The 16014-nt window shown below is 66.9% G+C and carries 13 protein-coding genes and 1 pseudogene; 8 read left to right on the top strand and 6 right to left on the bottom strand.

The window, feature by feature from the left end; genetic code table 11:
* Positions 1 to 854: pseudogene (locus tag EZM81_RS17370) on the bottom strand (IS3 family transposase); the annotation flags it as partial.
* Between the two features lie 143 nt (positions 855 to 997).
* Positions 998 to 3058 (bottom strand): bifunctional aldolase/short-chain dehydrogenase, encoded by a 2061-nt coding sequence (locus EZM81_RS17365; protein ID WP_136646639.1) that lies wholly within the window; start codon positions 3056 to 3058, stop codon positions 998 to 1000.
* A gap of 126 nt (positions 3059 to 3184) precedes the next feature.
* On the opposite strand from EZM81_RS17365, the gene EZM81_RS17360 reads away from it, so the two are divergent.
* On the top strand, positions 3185 to 4156 hold the full coding sequence (locus tag EZM81_RS17360; RefSeq protein ID WP_135451192.1) for a sugar-binding transcriptional regulator: 972 nt from the start codon (positions 3185 to 3187) through the stop codon (positions 4154 to 4156).
* A 14-nt stretch (positions 4157 to 4170) separates the two neighbouring features.
* On the opposite strand, the gene mtnA is transcribed toward EZM81_RS17360, so the two are convergent.
* Positions 4171 to 5274 (bottom strand): S-methyl-5-thioribose-1-phosphate isomerase, encoded by a 1104-nt coding sequence (gene mtnA / locus EZM81_RS17355; RefSeq protein ID WP_136646638.1) that lies wholly within the window; start codon positions 5272 to 5274, stop codon positions 4171 to 4173.
* On the bottom strand, positions 5271 to 6536 hold the full coding sequence (gene mtnK, locus EZM81_RS17350) for an S-methyl-5-thioribose kinase (protein ID WP_136646637.1): 1266 nt from the start codon (positions 6534 to 6536) through the stop codon (positions 5271 to 5273). The genes mtnA and mtnK overlap by 4 nt, the downstream gene beginning before the upstream one ends.
* A 117-nt stretch (positions 6537 to 6653) precedes the next feature.
* On the opposite strand from mtnK, the gene EZM81_RS17345 reads away from it, so the two are divergent.
* From EZM81_RS17345 to EZM81_RS17320, 6 genes are all read left to right on the top strand, one after another.
* Positions 6654 to 8168 carry a sugar ABC transporter ATP-binding protein gene (locus EZM81_RS17345; RefSeq protein WP_136646636.1) on the top strand — a complete coding sequence of 505 codons (1515 nt, stop codon included), beginning with the start codon at positions 6654 to 6656 and terminating at the stop codon, positions 8166 to 8168.
* The gene (locus EZM81_RS17340) at positions 8165 to 9178 is read left to right on the top strand and encodes an ABC transporter permease (RefSeq protein WP_136646635.1); all 1014 of its coding nucleotides are present in this window, start codon (positions 8165 to 8167) and stop codon (positions 9176 to 9178) included. The genes EZM81_RS17345 and EZM81_RS17340 overlap by 4 nt, the downstream gene beginning before the upstream one ends.
* Before the next feature lie 69 nt (positions 9179 to 9247).
* Positions 9248 to 10285: a substrate-binding domain-containing protein gene (locus tag EZM81_RS17335; RefSeq protein WP_136646634.1), complete on the top strand. Its 1038-nt coding sequence runs from the start codon at positions 9248 to 9250 to the stop codon at positions 10283 to 10285.
* A 59-nt stretch (positions 10286 to 10344) separates the two neighbouring features.
* On the top strand, positions 10345 to 11274 hold the full coding sequence (locus EZM81_RS17330; protein ID WP_136646633.1) for a transketolase: 930 nt from the start codon (positions 10345 to 10347) through the stop codon (positions 11272 to 11274).
* Positions 11274 to 12275 carry a transketolase family protein gene (locus EZM81_RS17325; protein WP_248298269.1) on the top strand — a complete coding sequence of 334 codons (1002 nt, stop codon included), beginning with the start codon at positions 11274 to 11276 and terminating at the stop codon, positions 12273 to 12275. Before EZM81_RS17330 ends, EZM81_RS17325 begins: the two co-directional genes overlap by 1 nt.
* Positions 12276 to 13400 carry a RuBisCO large subunit C-terminal-like domain-containing protein gene (locus EZM81_RS17320; protein ID WP_136646631.1) on the top strand — a complete coding sequence of 375 codons (1125 nt, stop codon included), beginning with the start codon at positions 12276 to 12278 and terminating at the stop codon, positions 13398 to 13400. It begins immediately after the preceding gene.
* Between the two features lie 226 nt (positions 13401 to 13626).
* Here the strand turns inward: EZM81_RS17320 and EZM81_RS17315 are convergent, their stop codons facing one another.
* Complete coding sequence (locus EZM81_RS17315) at positions 13627 to 14292, bottom strand: HEPN domain-containing protein (RefSeq protein WP_211195443.1); 666 nt, start codon at positions 14290 to 14292, stop codon at positions 13627 to 13629.
* Between the two features lie 25 nt (positions 14293 to 14317).
* Positions 14318 to 15250, bottom strand: a complete 933-nt coding sequence (locus tag EZM81_RS17310; protein ID WP_248298268.1) for a YafY family protein — start codon at positions 15248 to 15250, stop codon at positions 14318 to 14320.
* Positions 15251 to 15431: 181 nt separating this feature from the next.
* On the opposite strand from EZM81_RS17310, the gene EZM81_RS17305 reads away from it, so the two are divergent.
* Entirely contained in the window at positions 15432 to 15710 is a 279-nt protein-coding gene (locus tag EZM81_RS17305) for a hypothetical protein (RefSeq protein ID WP_136646629.1), read from the top strand.
* Positions 15711 to 16014 lie beyond the last annotated feature (304 nt).

The following is a 16014-nucleotide window of genomic DNA, read 5'->3' as shown; positions in this document are numbered from 1 at the left end:
GCGACGCTCTTACACCACCCTGCGGGGCACAATCGAACTCGGTCCCGTTATCGCTGACAATCGTCTGGGGCTGGCTGCGGGCGTCGAACAAGATGCCAATTCACGCGCCACCCGTGCCCCCGACAACGAGGTGTCGGAGATCAGGGACGGGCATTCGCGCGTGCAATCATCGACCACAGTCATGATCCGGAAGCGACGGCCATCCGTCAGCTGATCCGACACAAAATCCAGTGATCAACGCTGGTTTGGCAGCAGCGGCGGCACCATCGGAGCCCGTGTTCCCATGGCACGTTTGCGCCCTCCACGACAGCGCACATGCAACTTTTCTTAGCGGTAGATGCGGAACAGCCTCTTGTGATTGACCTCATGGCCCTCGCGCCGCAGGAACACATGCAGCCGACGGTAGCCGAACCGACGCCGGGCTTTGGCCAGTTCTTTCAGCCGCTCGCGCAGCACAGGGTCATCTTGGTGGATCACCTCATAGCGCATGGTCATCCGGCAACAGCCGATCACCCGGCACGCCCGTCGTTCGCTAATCTTGTGACTTGCCACCAGATGGGCGACCGCTTGCCGCTTCGCGGCGGGCGTCACCACTCTTTTCCCAAGAAATCCTTCAGCGCCGCATTGTCGAGCATCGCATCCGCCAGCAACCGCTTCAGCCGGGCGTTTTCGTCCTCGAGACCCTTCAGCCGCTTGGCCTCGCTGAAATCCATGCCGCCATACTTGGCTTTCCACTTGTAGACGGTCGCTTTGCTGACGCCGTGCTTGCGGCACAGATCGGCGACGGAAACCCCGGCCTCATTCTCCTTCAAAATGCCGATGATCTGGTCTTCGGCAAACCTGCTGCGCTTCATCTCTGGTCCTTGCGGTTGGCCCAGAGTCTACCTCAAACTGGATCAGGCGCAGGGGGCAACGTCAAGCCTGCCACTCGAGCTGGTTCGATCGCCGCTTCCGACAATGCGATGCGCAATCGTCCTGCGGGCTGGCAGCCCACGATTCAGCGCAGTGCGGCCTCGATGTTGCCGCCGTCAACGGTCATGACATGGCCCGTGGTCCGTTCGGCGCGGGCCAGCATCACGAACGCTTCGGCGACATGCCGGGCCTCTACCTCTGCCCGCAACAGGTTGCCGGCCATGTAGGTCGCCTCGTCCACCCCCCGCGCGGAGGAGCGTGCGGCGATCATCTCGGGTGACAGGAGGCCCGAGCGGATGCGGTCGGCGTTGATGCCGTTCACCCGGATGCCTTCCGCACCGAGTTCCAGTGCAAGCTGGCGCAGAAGGAAGAAGGTCGTGGCCTTGGGCAGGCCATAGGCGGCAAAGCCCTTGCCCGGATTGACCGCCTGTTTCGAGACGTTGAACAGGATCTGCCCCGGCTCGACCCCGCGTGCGGCCCTGCCGGCGGCCTGCGCCCGGAAGATCGCGATGGCCGCCTGGGAAAAGGCGAGATGGGCGAAGAAGTTCAGTTCGAAACTGTCGCGCAGCACCCGGTCGTCCAGTGTGGCAATGTCGCCTGTCACTGCGGCGCCCGCGTTCGAGACCAGGATGTCCAGCCCGCCGAAGCGGGCGGCACAGGCCGCCACCGCTGCCGCCGCCGCGCCGGGTGCGGTGATGTCGCAGCCGTGGCCGGCGTGATCGCGGCCCAAGGCGGCAAGGGCCTTGTCCAGCGCCTCACCGGGGCGGTCCACGAGGAACAGGTTTGCCCCCTGCGCGGCGAAGGCGCGGGCGGTGGCCAGGCCGATGGCCCCCGCGCCCCCCGTAACCAGCACCACGCGGCCCTGCAGCGCCGGGGCCTTGCCGCTGCCCAGTTTCGCCTGTTCCAGCGACCAGTATTCCATGTCGAAGAGGTCGCGTGCCCCGATCGGGCGGAAGCCACCCGCCGCCTCGCCATCCGCGCGCACGCGGGCAGACTGGCAACCGATGTCGGCCGCGATCCGCGCCGCCGTCGCCGTCGCCCCCACCCCGACGATGCCCGCGCCTTCCAGCCAGACCAGCCCCGGCATGGGGGCGAGCATCTTCTTCGGTTCCGACGCCAGGTGAGCATGGGCCTCGAAATAGGCACGGTAGCGGTCGGCCCAGGCCGCCACGGCCGTGCGCATGGCCGCAGCCTCCTGCGCCGCGCGGCGCAGCACCAGCACCTCGCCCTTGGTGCGGATCACATGGTCGGGCGTGGCGACACCGCGGGTGGCCAGATCCTCCATGTCCGGGCGGGTGCAGAAGGCGCGCTCGCCCTCTCCCGCGCGCAGGTCGAGCACGGGCAGATGCGCCGTCTCGGGCAGGGCCGAGGCCAGCGCTCCGCGCAGGGCGGACAGGATCGGCGCCGCCTCGGCCACAGGCAGGGCGGCGGCCGGCACCAGCGGGGCGGGGCGACGATCGGCCAGCCAGGTCTCGACCAGGTTCGTATGCTCCACGATCCGGTCGTAGCTGGATTTCGCGTCCGGCCCCCAGGTGAAATGGCCGTGGTTGACCAGCAGCAGACCTTCGGCCTCGGGGTTCTGCTCATAGGCCTCGGCCGCGGCCTTGGCGAGTGCGAAGCCCGGCATGACATAGGGCACCAGCGTCAGCCGGTCGCCAAAAAGCTCCCGCGTCACCGCCGCCACCTCGGGCAGGTTGGCCAGCACCAGGAAGGCGGTGGCGTGGGTGTGGTCCACCACGCGGTGCGGGATCCAGGCATGCAGCAGCGTCTCGACCGAGGGGTTCGGGGCGGATGGGTCCAGAAGGTTCAGCCGCTGGACATTGACCATCGCCTCGTCCGACAGCGCGGGCAGGCTGCGCAGGCGCATCAGGGGGGCCAGCCGCACCGCCGGCAGGCCGCGGGCTTCCATCACCTCCAGATCCCAGCCCGAGCCCTTGATGTGCAGGACCTCGACCTCTTCGCCGAACACATCCAGCGCCGTGGATTTCAGCGAGGTGTTGCCGCCCCCGTGCATCACCAGATCCGGGTCGCGCCCGATCAGGCGCGAAGTATAGACCCGTAACGCCAGATCGCGTGCCCTGGGATCGGGGCCGGCGGCGGCGAGAAAGGCTTCGGCCTCGGCGTCGGTCCAGAGATTGGCGGGCATCTTCGTCTCCTGCTATGGCTGGGCCAGCCGGCGGGGGTGGGATCTTCAGGCGGGTCGGGCAACCGGTGCTTGGATTTTCTACTTTTGTCAGATAGTATTGTCAAAGGTCAATTCGGCGGAATGCGGATGAGCGGTCACACACGGCGGCGCAATCTGGCGCAGGTCAGCGGCGAGAATGCCGTCATCCAGGTCGCCTGGATGTATTATCAGGACGGCCAGAACCAGCAGGAGATCGCCGCCGCATTGGGTATTTCGCGCGCGACGGTGGTAAATTACCTGCAGGAGGCGCGCGAGAAGGGGCTGATCCGCATCACGCTGGCCGCGCCGGCCTTTACCACGCACCGGCTAGCGCTGGCGCTGAACGACCGCTTCGGCCTGCAAGGCGCCTATGTGATCCCCGACGAAGGCACGACGACCGAGGAAGGCTTCCTGCGGGTGGTCCGGGGGGCGGCGGACTGGCTGCCCGAACTGGTGGCGCCGGGCGACCGGCTGGGGGTGGCCTGGGGGCGCACGGTCTATGAACTGGCCGAGATGGTCGAACCCGCGCGGATCGAGGATCTGGCGGTGCTGCAACTGGTGGGGTCGATGGCCACGCCCTACGGCTTTACCGCCGAAGCCTGTTCGACGCGCCTTGCCCAGCGGCTGGGCGCGCGCTGTCTGAACCTGCATGCGCCCGCGATCCTCAGCCGCGCGGAACTTGCCGCCGAACTGCGCGAGGAACCTATCCTGAAAGCGCAGCTCGACCAGCTCGAGACGGTGAACAAGCTCTTGTTCTCGGTCGGCACCGCCACTTCGGAAAGCCACATCGTCCTCAGCGGGCTGGCCACGCCGGCGGACCTCGACTGGTATGTCGCCCACGGCGCGGTCGGGGTGATCTGCGGCCGCTTCATCGACGCCGAGGGCCGCCAGCTTCCCGGCCCGATGGAGGACCGGATGATCGGCGTGCCGCTGGCGCGGCTGGTCGGGCTGGACATGGGGATCCTGGTCACGCCGGGCCTCGACAAGGTCGAGGCGACGCGGGCGGCGATTCGGGGCGGCTATGTCACGCATCTGGTCACCGCCACCTCGGTCGCCGAGGCGCTCCTCTCCGCTCCCTGATGCCGGTCACGGCCCTAATTCTGAACCGCGGCCTTCAGGTCGCCGAACATGGCGGCCATGCCTTCCTCGGTCGCGGGGCACAGCCCGCGTTCGGTCAGAAGGCCGGTGACCAGCTCTGCCGGGGTTACGTCGAAGGCGGGGTTGCGCGCCCCTGTGCCGTCGGGAGAGATCTGAACATGCACGATCCGACCGTCCGGGCCGCGGCCCTGGACCATGGTCACCTCGCCCGCGCCGCGTTCCTCGATCGGGATTTCCTTGACCCCATCCCGCACACGCCAGTCGATGGTGGGTGACGGCAGCGCGACGTAGAAGGGCACACCGTTCGCGCGCGCGGCCAAGGCCTTCAGGTAGGTGCCGATCTTGTTGCACACGTCGCCGCGCGCGGTGGTGCGGTCGGTGCCGACGATGACCATGTCCACCTCGCCATGCTGCATCAGATGGCCGCCGGCATTGTCCACGATCAGGTCGTGGCTGATGCCGTGGCTGTTCAGCTCCCAGGCGGTCAGCTGGGCGCCCTGGTTGCGGGGGCGGGTCTCGTCCACGAAGACATGGACGGGAATGCCCTCGGCATCGGCATGGTAGATCGGGCTGGTGGCAGTGCCCCAGTCCACCGTCGCCAGCCAGCCCGCGTTGCAGTGCGTCAGGATGTTCACCGGCTTGCCGCCCTTGCGCGCGGCGATCCCCCGGATGATCTGCAGGCCATGCAGGCCGATGCGGCGGTTGATCTCCACATCCTCGTCGCAGATCTCGGCCGCGCGGGTGGCGGCGGCGCGGGCGCGTTCGGCCGGCGGCAGGGGGGCCAGCAGGCGGCGCATCTCGTCCAGTGCCCAGCGCAAGTTGATCGCGGTGGGGCGGGTTTCGTGCAGCTCCTCCCAGGTCTCGGCCAGCGAGGCATCCGAGGGATCCTCGGCCATCTGCACCGCCATGCCCCACGCAGCGGTGGCCCCGATCAGCGGCGCGCCGCGCACCCACATGTCGCGGATCGCCGTGGCGAATTCCGCCCGGTCGCGCAGGGGCACGATGCGCAGCTCGTGCGGCAGCCAGCGCTGGTCGATGACCTGCACCGTGCCATCCGCATCCTGCCAGATGGTGCGATAGGGCGTGCCATTGATCTTCACAGGTGATCCTCCTTGTCCATCCGCCGCGCCATGGCGGTTACCGCCCCGATCCCCCGGATCGCGCCCGCCCCAAGCATCAGCTGCCGGCCCATGGCCAGCGCCCTCGCCTCGCAGGCGGCGCGGCGGCCTTCGTCGGCGATGCGTTCGAAATCGGCGTTGTGGGCAAGGCCAAGGATGCGGCGGTGCATCTCCACCCCGCAGAAGCCCAGCATATCGACCCAGATCCGCCCGATCAGATCGGCCAGCGCCTGTTCGGCAGCAAGGCCGTGGCCCTGATCCTCGTAGAGGCTGGCCTGATAGAGGATGCCGCGCCGCTCGGTCCGCCAGAGATGGCTGAACTCGGCCACGAAGGTGCGCCAGATCGTCTCGACCACCGACAGAAGCCAGTCCTGCTGCCCCGCGCGCTCGCCCGGCGCGGTTTCATGGCCCGGCTGGCTGAAATGCGCCATCAGGAAGTTGGCAATCAGCATGCCCACGTCAAAACCCATCGGCCCATAGGTGGCGAATTCCGGGTCGATCACCCGGGTCTCGGTATCCGTCACCATGATCGAGCCGGTATGCAGGTCGCCGTGCAGCATGGTCTCGGCCCGGCTTGTGAAGGCCATCTTCAGATGCTGCGCGGCCACTTTCAGCGACAGGTCGGACCGCAGCCGCGCCACGATGCCATCAAGCCCCGGCGTGTGCCGGTTCATCGGTGCCGCGAAATAGGGGTCCGAGAACACCAGGTTCTCGGTGATGTCGCACAGCTCGACATTGCCCGCGAAGAGCGCCAGATCCGCCTTGCGCTCGGCCGCCGGCATCGACAGGTCGGATCCGCGGAACAGGGTGCGGGCGCAGAACTCGCCCAACCTGCGACCAAGGCCCTCTACCTGCCGGCCCGCGATCAGCGCCTGGCGCAGGATGACATGCGGCGTCAGATATTCCATCACCACGATGGCCTGCACCTCGTCGAAGTGCCAGACGGCCGGAACCGAGCCGGGATCGCGCGCCTCCTGCCGGATGAGCGCGTTGTATTCGAAGAAGGATCGTTTCAACGGCAGGGGCCAGCTTTCTCCGACCAGCCGCACATAGGGCAGGGCCTGCTTGACCACCGCATGGCCGGCTGCGCCTGTAACGATGAAGACAAGGTTCAGGTTGCCATCTCCGACCTCGCGCACCTGCCAGCTCTCTGGCGGACCCACCTTCTCGCGCAGGGCCGCCAGCCCTCCGAGGCGCGCCGGCAGGCTTTCCGGCGTCAAGGCGACATAGGTTTCGGCGCTCATCCGCATCCTCCCTTCCTGATCCTCCGTCCCCAGAATTTCCAAGATTGCGTCATATGTCAAATAGTATTGACAAATGATGATCTGCACGTAGCGTAGCTTTCGGGAGCGAGGACAGGCATGACGGCTGCGGCGATCACCATTCGCGGAATCACCAAGGCATTCGGCCGCAATGCCGTGCTGCGCGGGATCGATCTGGATCTGCCGGCCGGTCAGGTCACGGTGCTGATGGGCGCGAACGGCGCGGGAAAATCCACGCTGGTCAAGATCCTCTGCGGGGTTCATCGGGCGGATGGCGGCGAGGTGCGGCTTGATGGTCAACCCTTTGTCCCGGTCGGCCCTGCGGCGGCGCTGCGGCAGGGCGTGGTGACGGTGCACCAGAACATCAACGACGGGGTTGTGCCCGATCTGGACGTGGCCTCGAACCTGCTTCTGGACACACTTGCCGAAGGGGGCGGCCTGTTCCTGAAGCGCCGCCGGATGCGCGCCGAGGCGCGGCGCATCGCCGATGCGGTCGGGCTGGAGATCGACGTGTCGCGCCCGGTCGCGGGGCTGACGCTGGCCGATAGGCAGCTTGTCGCCATTGCCCGCGCCATGGCGCACCGGCCGCGCCTTCTGATCCTGGACGAACCCACCTCGTCGCTGTCGCTGGCCGAGGCGCAAAGGCTGTTCGCGCTGATCGACCGCCTGAAAGGCGAAGGGGTGGCGATCCTCTACATCTCGCATCGCATGTCGGACATCCGGCGTCTGGCAGACCGGATCGTGTCGATGCGCGATGGCCAGATCTCTGGCCTGTTCGAGGGCAAGCCGCTGAACTATTCGGGCGCTGTGCGGGCGATGCTCGGCCATGAGATCACCGAGGTGGACATTGCCATTCCCGAACCGGGCCCGGCAATGTTCGAGGCGCGCGGGCTGCGGCTGAAACCCGAAGCACAGCCCTTCGACCTGGTGCTGCGCCGGAACGAGGTGGTGGCGATCACCGGCCTTGTGGGGTCGGGCAAGTCTGCGCTGGCCGCGGTCCTTTATGGGCTGGAGCCGGCGGCCGAAGGCAAGATGCAGCTGGATGGCGCGCCCTATCGGCCCGAGGGTGCGGGGCAAGCGGTTGCTGCCGGCGTGTTCCTTGCAGCAAAGGACCGGCTGATCAATTCGGTTATCCCGCAGTTTGACATCCAGCAGAACCTGACACTGCCGTTCACCGCGCGCCATGCCGGCCCGCTGGGCCTGATGCGCCGCGCCGCGGAACGGGCGGCGGCGGAGCGCATCATTGCAGCGATGGGGGTGGTCTGCCAGGGGCCGCGCGACGGCATCCTTACGCTTTCGGGCGGTAACCAGCAGAAGGTGGTGGTCGGCCGTTGGATGGCCGAGGCCAGTCGGCTTCTGATCCTGGACGAACCCTTCCAGGGCGTGGACATCCAGGCCCGCCGTGACATCGGGCGCCGCATCCGCGACAGCGCGGCCGACCGCGCGACCCTCGTCCTCTGCGCCGAACTTGACGAGGCGCTGGAGGTAGCCGACCGCATCCTGGTGATGAGCGAGCACACCCTGGTCGGCGACCACCGAAACGAGAACATCGACCTGGCCCGCCTCATGGCTCAGGTCTCGGGCAGCGCCGAAAAGACGAAGGAACCGGCATGAAATCCCTTTCTCCGACCCATCTGGCGATCCGCTACGGCTTTCTTGTGCTGATGGCCGGAATGATCGTGGTGTTTTCGGTGCTGAAGCCGGCCTTCCTGTCGCCGCAGAGCGCGGTTTTCATCCTGCAATCGGTGGCGATCACCGGCATCCTCGCACTGGGCGTCACTGCGACGCTGGTGGTGGACGGGTTCGACCTGTCGATCGGGGCGGTGGCGACCTCGGCCATGATGCTTTCGGCCTACGTGATGGTGATCTGGGAGATGGGCGCGCTGACGGCGGTCATCCTGTGCCTGCTGATGGGCGCGGCAGTGGGTCTGATCAACGGGCTTCTGATCGTCAAGATGCGTGTGCCGGATCTACTTGCGACGCTTGGCATGATGTTCCTTCTGGTCGGCCTGCAACGGATTCCCACCCAGGGAAATTCGATTTCCACCGGCATGGTGCTGGCCGACGGGCGCACCGCAACCGGCACCTTCGCGCCAGAGTTCCTGATGCTTGGTCGCCACCGGATCGACTTCATCCTGCCCGATCTTGTGCCGCTGTCGGTGGTGGTGCTGGTCGTGATTGCGGTCCTGACCTGGGTCTTTCTGGAACTTACGCGCCATGGGCGGGTCATGTATGCGATCGGGTCCAACGCACAGGCTGCGGCGCTGGCGGGGATCAATGTCGCGGGCTACCGGGTGCTGGCCTATGTGATCTCGGGCGTCATGGCGTCACTCGGAGGGATCCTTCTGGCAGCCCGGCTCGGGCGGGGCGATGTGGCTTCGGGCAACAACCTGCTGCTCGATTCGGTCGCCGCCGCGCTCATCGGCTTCGCCGTTCTGGGGACGGCGAAGCCGAACGCCTTCGGCACCGCGATCGGAGCCCTGTTCGTGGGCATCCTGCTGCAGGGCCTGACCATGCTGAACGCGCCCTACTACACGCAGGACTTCATCAAGGGCGCCGTGCTGGTCGTGGCGCTGGTCTTCACCTTCGCGCTGTCCGGTCGGGTAGGCCGGGCGCGCCGATAGAATGCCGGCGCACACCGCCGCCAGAAGCGGCCGCCGGTGCCTGACACCACGGAGAAACGGGAGGAACCAATGATCTCCAGACGGACATTCGCAGCCCTTGTGACCAGCGTGGCGCTGGCCCCGACCCTGACGCTTGCTCAGGACGCGCCGGCGCCCTTCGACAAGCCGGGAGAGGTAAACATTGCGCTGGTGCGCTATCTGTCCACCGGCGATTTCTTCCAGGCCTATCTTTCGGGCGTGGAAAAGCAGGCGGCGGCGCTGGGCGTGAACCTTCAGGTCTTCGACAGCCGGCAGGACGCCGCCCTTCAGGCCGACATGGTGGATCAGGCAATTGCGCTGGGTGTCGATGGCATCATCATCCAGCACGGCCTGACCGAGTCGATGAAGGAGGCCGCTAAGCGCGCGGTGGATGCGGGCATCAAGGTCGTGGCCTTCGACGTGAACGTCGAGAACCCCGCTATCCCGCAGATCGAACAGTCCGACCGCGACCTTGCGCGGCTGGCGCTGGAAGCGGCGATTGCCGACAACGGCACCGAATGGGTCGCGGGCTATGTCTATGTCCCCGGCATCGCGCCGCTGGATCGCCGCGACGAAACCTGGAAGGCCGTCAAGGCCGCCAATCCGGGCATCCAGGAAGTCGCGATGTTCGGCACCCTGGACAACCCCATCGCCAATTCGGTCGCTAATCAGGCGCGCGCGGTCCTGTCGGCCAATCCGAACATCCAAGTGATGTTCGCGCCCTATGACGAATTCGCCAAGGGCGTCAAGATCGCCGTGGACGAGGCGGGCATGTCCGGCCAGGTCTCGATCTATTCCGCCGACATCTCGACCGCCGACATCGCGCTGATGCGGGAACCCGGCTCGGCCTGGAAGGCGACGGCCGCAACCAACCCCGCCGTGGTGGGCGAGGTTTCGGTCCGGGCGCTGGCGATGCTGCTGGCGGGCGAGGATCCCGGCGCGCAGGTCATCGTGCCGCCGACGCTTATCACCCAGAAGATGCTGAATGATCTCGACATCAAGAACATGGAGGAGCTGGGCGCCAAGCTGCCCGCCTTCGCCCATGCCGATGTGGCGATGACGCCCTGGATGAAACTGCCGCCGCGCTGACGGCCCCCTCGGGGCGGACCGCTCTGGCCCGCCCCACCCAAAGACGACCGGAGAAGCCCTTGCGCAACGAGAAATCCACCGAAGAGGTCGCCCGCGGCATCCGTGCCCGCGTCTTCGAGCACACGATCCGCAACAACGGCGGCTATCTGAGCCAGGCCTGTTCGGCCGCCGAACAGCTGGCCTTCCTCTACAACGAGGCGCTGAACCTTGGTCCCTCGACCATGCCGCTGGTGCCGCCGCCCTTCTCGGGCGTGCCTTCGGCGTCCAACCCCGGCTATGTCACCGGCGCGGGCTACAACGGCCCCTTCGACGCCGTGCACGACCGGCTATTCATCGCGCCCGCGCATTATGCCCTTGTCGCCTATGCCTGCCTGATCGAGGTCGGCCGCATGGCGCCCGAGGGGCTGGAGATGTTCAACAAGGACGGCTCCTCGGTCGAAATGATCGGGGCAGAACACTCGCCGGGGATGGAGGTGCACAACGGCACGCTGGGCATCGGGCTCTCCACCGCCGCGGGCCTTGCCTTCGGGCGCAAGCGGCTGGGCCATACCGGCCGGGTCTGCGTCTTCATGTCCGACGGCGAGGTGCAGGAAGGCCAGACCTGGGAGGCCGTGCAGGCCGCCGCCCATCACGGGATCGACAATCTCTGGGCGATCATGGACGTGAACCGCCAGCAATGCGACGGCGCGATGGATGACGTGATGACGGTGGGCGACATCGCCACCAAGTTCCGCGATTTCGGCGCCGTGGTGGCCGAGTGCGACGCCCATGACCTCGCCGCGATGCGCGCCGCCGCCGCGACGCCCCATCCCGGCCGACCGCTGATCGTGCTGGCCCACTCCCGGCCCACGCAAGGCATGGAAAGCCTGATGTCCCGCTTTCCCCGCCTGCACTACGTCCGCTTCAAGTCCGAGGAGGAGCGTGCCCGCATGAACGCCGAAATTGCCGCCGAACTGGGCGTCGCGCCAATCGCTCTGGAGACGCACTGATGGACATGGTCAACCGCCCCTACGCGAGCGCCTTCGAGGCCTATGCCGTGCAGCACCCCGAGGTCCTGTGCCTGTCGGCCGACCTCACTTCCAGTTGCGAGATCGACGGCTTCCGCGACCGCCACCCGGACCAGTTCCTGTCGCTCGGCATGGCCGAACAGAACATGCTGTCCTTCGCCGGTGGCCTGGGCCTCGCCGGGTTCCGGCCCTTCCTGCATTCCTTCGGCGTCTTCCTCTACCGCCGGCCCTATGACCAGCTGATGGCCAGCGTCGCCTATCCGCGCCGCAAGGTGCGGCTGATGGGCTTCCTGCCCGGCGTCACCACGCCCGGCGGCATGACGCATCAGGCGATCGAGGACATCTCGGTCATGCGCACGATCCCGAACATGACCGTGCTGGAAGCCGGCGACGCGACCGAGGTCGAAAGCATCGTGGCCGAGGCCGATACGGTCGATGGCCCGGTCTACTGCCGCATCCTGCGGGGCGCGGTGCCCCGGCTCTTCGACACGCCCTTGCGGATCGGGCGGATGCGGGTGCTGTCGGAAGGCGACGACGTTCTGGTCGTCACCGCCGGCATCACCACGGAAGAGGCGATCCGCGCCCGGGGCGCGCTGGCCCGCGCGGGGGTCTCGGTGCGGCATCTGCACCTGAACACGCTGAAACCCTTCGATGCGGCCCAGATCGTCGATCATGCCGCAAGCGTGCGCCACGGGGTCGTCACGCTGGAAAACCATCTGGTCGCGGGTGGCATCGGGTCGATGGTGGCCGAGGTGCTGGCCGAGGCCGGCCTTGCCCGCCGGCTGATCCGGCTGGGGCTTCAGGACACCTATGCCCACGGTGGCTCGCGCCCCTATCTGATGCGCTATTACGGGATGGACGCGCTGGCGCTGGTGCGCGCGATCGAGCGGCTGACCGGCCAGACGACCGGGATCGACGAAAGCGCGCTCGAGGCCGTGCGGATCGACGCCGTCCATTCCGCCGTCAAGGCCGAGGCGCTCTGAATGGCGCGGTTCACCGTCACCTACCGGCTGCGCGCCGCCTCCCGCGACGAGGCCACGGCGCGCGCGCAAGGCATCGCGCTGGAGCAGACGGTGGAAATCCCGCGCAACGTGGTGCCCGCGGGCTATGTCGAGGACGAGATCCTCGGCCGGGTCGAGGAAATCGGGGCGCTGGCCGAGGGCGTCTGGCAGGCCCGCGTCAGCTATTCCCCCGACAGTGCGGGCGAGGAGTTCACCCAGTTCCTGAACGTGGTCTTCGGCAATTCCTCGATCCAGCAGGGCATCCGCGTGACCGGCATCGAGATCGGGGCCGAGATGGCCCGCCGCCTGCCCGGCCCCCGCTTCGGCATCGCCGGGATCCGCGCCCGCTGCGGGAGGGCCACCGGCGGCATGATCGCGCCGGTGCTGAAGCCGATGGGCCTTGCGCCGGCCGATTTCGCAAGGCTGGCGGCGGGCTGCGTCCGGGGCGGGGCCGACATCGTGAAGGAAGACCACGGTCTTGCCGGCCAGCCGACCGCCCCGTTCCGCGCGCGTGTCGAGGCCGTCTGCGACGCCATGCGCAAGGCCCGCGCCGAAACCGGACGGCGGACGCTCTACTTCCCCAACCTCTCGGGCCGGCCGGAGGAAATCGAGGACAACCTGCGGTTCCTGAAAGAGGCCGGGGCGGATGGCGTTCTGGTGATGCCGGGGCTGTTCGGCTTCGGCCTAGTGCACAGGATCGCCCGCGATGCGGCGCTTGACCTGCCGGTGATGACGCATCCCTCGTTCCTCGGCCCCTATGTGCTGGCCCCCGACAACGGGATCGACCATGGCGTGCTGTTCGGCACGATCCAGCGGCTGGCGGGCTCGGACATCTCGGTCTTTCCGAACGTGGGCGGACGCTTCGGCTTTACCGCCGACGAATGCCGCCAGATCGCCGATGCCTGCCGCACCCCGGAAGGCCCCGGCGCCCCCATGCTGCCCAGCCCCGGCGGCGGGATGAGCGTCGCCCGTGCTGCCGACATGCAGGCCATGTATGGCGAGGATGTGGTCTATCTGCTGGGAGGCAGCCTTCTGCGCCACCCGGAACGGATCGACGAGGCAGTTGCCGAAATGCGTGCGGCGCTCTCGATCGCTGCGGCGCAGTGACGGGCGGGCCGCCACCCAGCTTTGGCGACCCGAAGCTGCGTGTCCCTGTGCAGACCGCCCAGCGCCGCATGGGTCAGGTGCGCCCGCGCATCATCCTGACGATGCCGGCCGACAACCTGCCTTGGCTGCCGCCGGCCGCGAGTTGATGAGAAATCGCCTGGGGTGCCAAGATCTTTTGCGAAGAAAGGGCTGGCAACCGGCGTGGCTGGCCCGGCAGACAGAGTTCTTACCGAACGACTGGATAGAACGGGCGGCCCCAGTCGGCGGTGGGGTTGTCCATCATGATGTCCACGAAGATCGGCAGCAGGAAGCCAAGGATAGCAGCCCCGTCGCGCACCTGGGCGCGGTTGATGCTACTGTTCCAGGTTGCACCGCCATGCACAAGCTGATTGCGCAGGACATAGAGGCGGTCGAACACGAAGCTCAGGACGCGCGCGCTGTCGCCTGTCTGGAACGCGTTCGCAAAGGCCCGCGCAGACGCCTTGAAGCGATCCTCCCAATCCTCGAAGCCGACGATCCCGTTATGGTGCTGCCAGAAGGGATTGAAGACATAGCGGTTTTCCAAAAGCAACCGCACCGGCCCCGAAAAGCGCTGCCAGATGGCCCTGTAGATGCGCCGTTCGGCATCAAGTGCGGTCAGCCTTCCGAAGTAGTCGAGGAAGGCCGCGCGCTCGCCCTGAGGCATCGACTGGAACTCGCGCTCATCGGCATAGGCGGCGTTGAATGCGATCCATAAGAAGATGAAGCGGGCGTCGTGGTCCCCCTCGCAGGCTTCGGCCCGACCGATCCAGCTGATGGCGCGGTGGACACGCAGGCCCATGTTCTCGGGAAAACCCGTGCGAATGGAGCGTTGTTTTTTCTTCAGCGCGGCAAAGGTCAGGGTCTCAGGCATGGAAATGCGTCCTCTGGAAATCCGGTCACGGCATGGCGGCAAAGTCTGACCGGCGATGGCCTTCGACCATGTCGCGCAGCGCTTGGGGGGCAATGACTTCGACCTTGTCGCCCCATTGGTAAAGGTGCCAGGCCATCTCTAGCCACCCGGCCGCGTGGAACCGCACAATCAGGCTGCCGTCCTGCTGCGGTTCCAGCACCTGCCGCGGATGAAACCGGAAGCCCGCGGCGCGATCGGCGGCCTCGGGGGCAAAGCGCCAGATCACCTCGCCATATTGCGCCGGATCCTGCCAGACGCCGAACGCCTGGGCGGCGTAATCGGCGATGGTGAAGCCGTCCTGCAGCGCGAAGCTTTCGTTGAGCGTCTCTGCCTCGTGGATCAGGTCGATGCGGAAGTTGCGCACCTCGTCGGCCTTGGCCGGATCGCGGGCGGCAAGATAGTTCCGGTGGCCCAGCAGCACCCCGTGCGGTTCCAGAATGCGGGGCGCGGCGTCCCGATTGTAGCGCACCCGCAGACGGAAGGGGCCGCGCAGGGATTCGATGATGGCATCCAGGATGTCCGGCTGAAGGCTCACCTTCGGCCCCGGCCGGGTGACCTGGCCCATGGCCATCAGCACCGCCTCGGCATCCGCCTCGATTCGCGCCCGGGCGGGAACCCGCGCGAGCATGCCATCGCGCAGGTCGTTCAAGGCCCTGGCGTGGCGCAGCCGTCCCTCAGACTCGGCCGTCCGGGCAGCGATTTCCAGCGCCTCGACGCCGGTTTCATGGCGAAGCTGCAGCTGCGAAAGGTCGGACCCGACCAGCCGCCAGCGTCGCTTGCGGTCTTCGCCATCAGCAAATTCGACGTTCCCGAAGATTCCCTCGAGCGCATCCGTCATGCGTTGCGCGGTTCGGTGCGAGACGCCGAACTCCGTGGAGATGTCCTGCAGACTGACGCCGCCGCGCCGTGCGGCGGCCATTTGCGCCAGCCGGATCAAATCCCGAGCCTTGGAAAAGGACATGCACCCTCGCAAGCCTGTCAGAGATTGTCACCCCTGCAGGCTAGGAAGGTTGCTGCGTCCTGTCGAGCCGATTCCCGAGTGATTTCCATCACCAGTTCCTTGGCCCGGCAGGCGCACCAGAGCATGAAAGGGGAAAGCAATGGCAGGATCTGTCATCAGGATCGAACGGGTTTCACCGCGGGGCGGTTGTGTCGAGGAACCTGTCTTGACCTCGAAGGGCTATCAGCTTGCCGATCCGGCGCATGGCAAGCACAGGCATCACGCCGAACACGCGACCTATGTCCGGACGCTGGACGAGGCGGCAGCATTGGTGGAGCGCGGCTTTTCGCTGCGCATGGGCGCCAAAGGCAAACCGCCCTCGCTGATCGCGCCGAAGAGCCTGCGGATCGTGCGCGAGGATGATGTGTCGTGCGCCTGAACCTGTGCAAGGTTCAGCGGGGGCGCGCCGATTTGTTGGCGCGCCGAGCCCGTAAATAATTGACACCCCGGACGATCATTGAAGAACCTGCGACCTGACGAGACGATTCCGCTTCGGGTTGCGCTCATTTCCGATTTCAGGGCGACCATGAGGAACCTTGGCGACAGAATCCTCTTCTCGGCCACCGATCTGATGCGGTTCATGGGCTGTGCCGGAGCAGGCACTCGCATTATTCGCTGCGCTAGTTGCTGATCGCGAACTGTTCGAGGATAGTGCCCCGGGTGATGGTGTAGGAGGCGGCGCG

This window comes from Tabrizicola sp. YIM 78059 (assembly GCF_004959785.1).
GTDB classification, from domain to species: domain Bacteria; phylum Pseudomonadota; class Alphaproteobacteria; order Rhodobacterales; family Rhodobacteraceae; genus Tabrizicola; species Tabrizicola caldifontis.
Note: the sequence above shows the minus strand (reverse complement) of the source record. Positions and strands in the feature narration are given on the sequence as shown.

What these genes read in the sequence shown, in the direction of transcription:
- EZM81_RS17325 (WP_248298269.1), top strand. Translation starts at nt 11,274, where the DNA reads ATGGACATGGTCAACCGCCCCTACGCGAGCGCCTTCGAGGCCTATGCC.
- EZM81_RS17315 (WP_211195443.1), bottom strand. Translation starts at nt 14,292, where the DNA reads ATGCCTGAGACCCTGACCTTTGCCGCGCTGAAGAAAAAACAACGCTCC.
- EZM81_RS17340 (WP_136646635.1), top strand. Translation starts at nt 8,165, where the DNA reads ATGAAATCCCTTTCTCCGACCCATCTGGCGATCCGCTACGGCTTTCTT.
- EZM81_RS17360 (WP_135451192.1), top strand. Translation starts at nt 3,185, where the DNA reads ATGAGCGGTCACACACGGCGGCGCAATCTGGCGCAGGTCAGCGGCGAG.
- EZM81_RS17320 (WP_136646631.1), top strand. Translation starts at nt 12,276, where the DNA reads ATGGCGCGGTTCACCGTCACCTACCGGCTGCGCGCCGCCTCCCGCGAC.
- EZM81_RS17365 (WP_136646639.1), bottom strand. Translation starts at nt 3,058, where the DNA reads ATGCCCGCCAATCTCTGGACCGACGCCGAGGCCGAAGCCTTTCTCGCC.
- EZM81_RS17310 (WP_248298268.1), bottom strand. Translation starts at nt 15,250, where the DNA reads ATGGCCGCCGCACGGCGCGGCGGCGTCAGTCTGCAGGACATCTCCACG.
- EZM81_RS17335 (WP_136646634.1), top strand. Translation starts at nt 9,248, where the DNA reads ATGATCTCCAGACGGACATTCGCAGCCCTTGTGACCAGCGTGGCGCTG.
- mtnK (WP_136646637.1), bottom strand. Translation starts at nt 6,536, where the DNA reads ATGAGCGCCGAAACCTATGTCGCCTTGACGCCGGAAAGCCTGCCGGCG.
- EZM81_RS17345 (WP_136646636.1), top strand. Translation starts at nt 6,654, where the DNA reads ATGACGGCTGCGGCGATCACCATTCGCGGAATCACCAAGGCATTCGGC.
- EZM81_RS17305 (WP_136646629.1), top strand. Translation starts at nt 15,432, where the DNA reads ATGGCAGGATCTGTCATCAGGATCGAACGGGTTTCACCGCGGGGCGGT.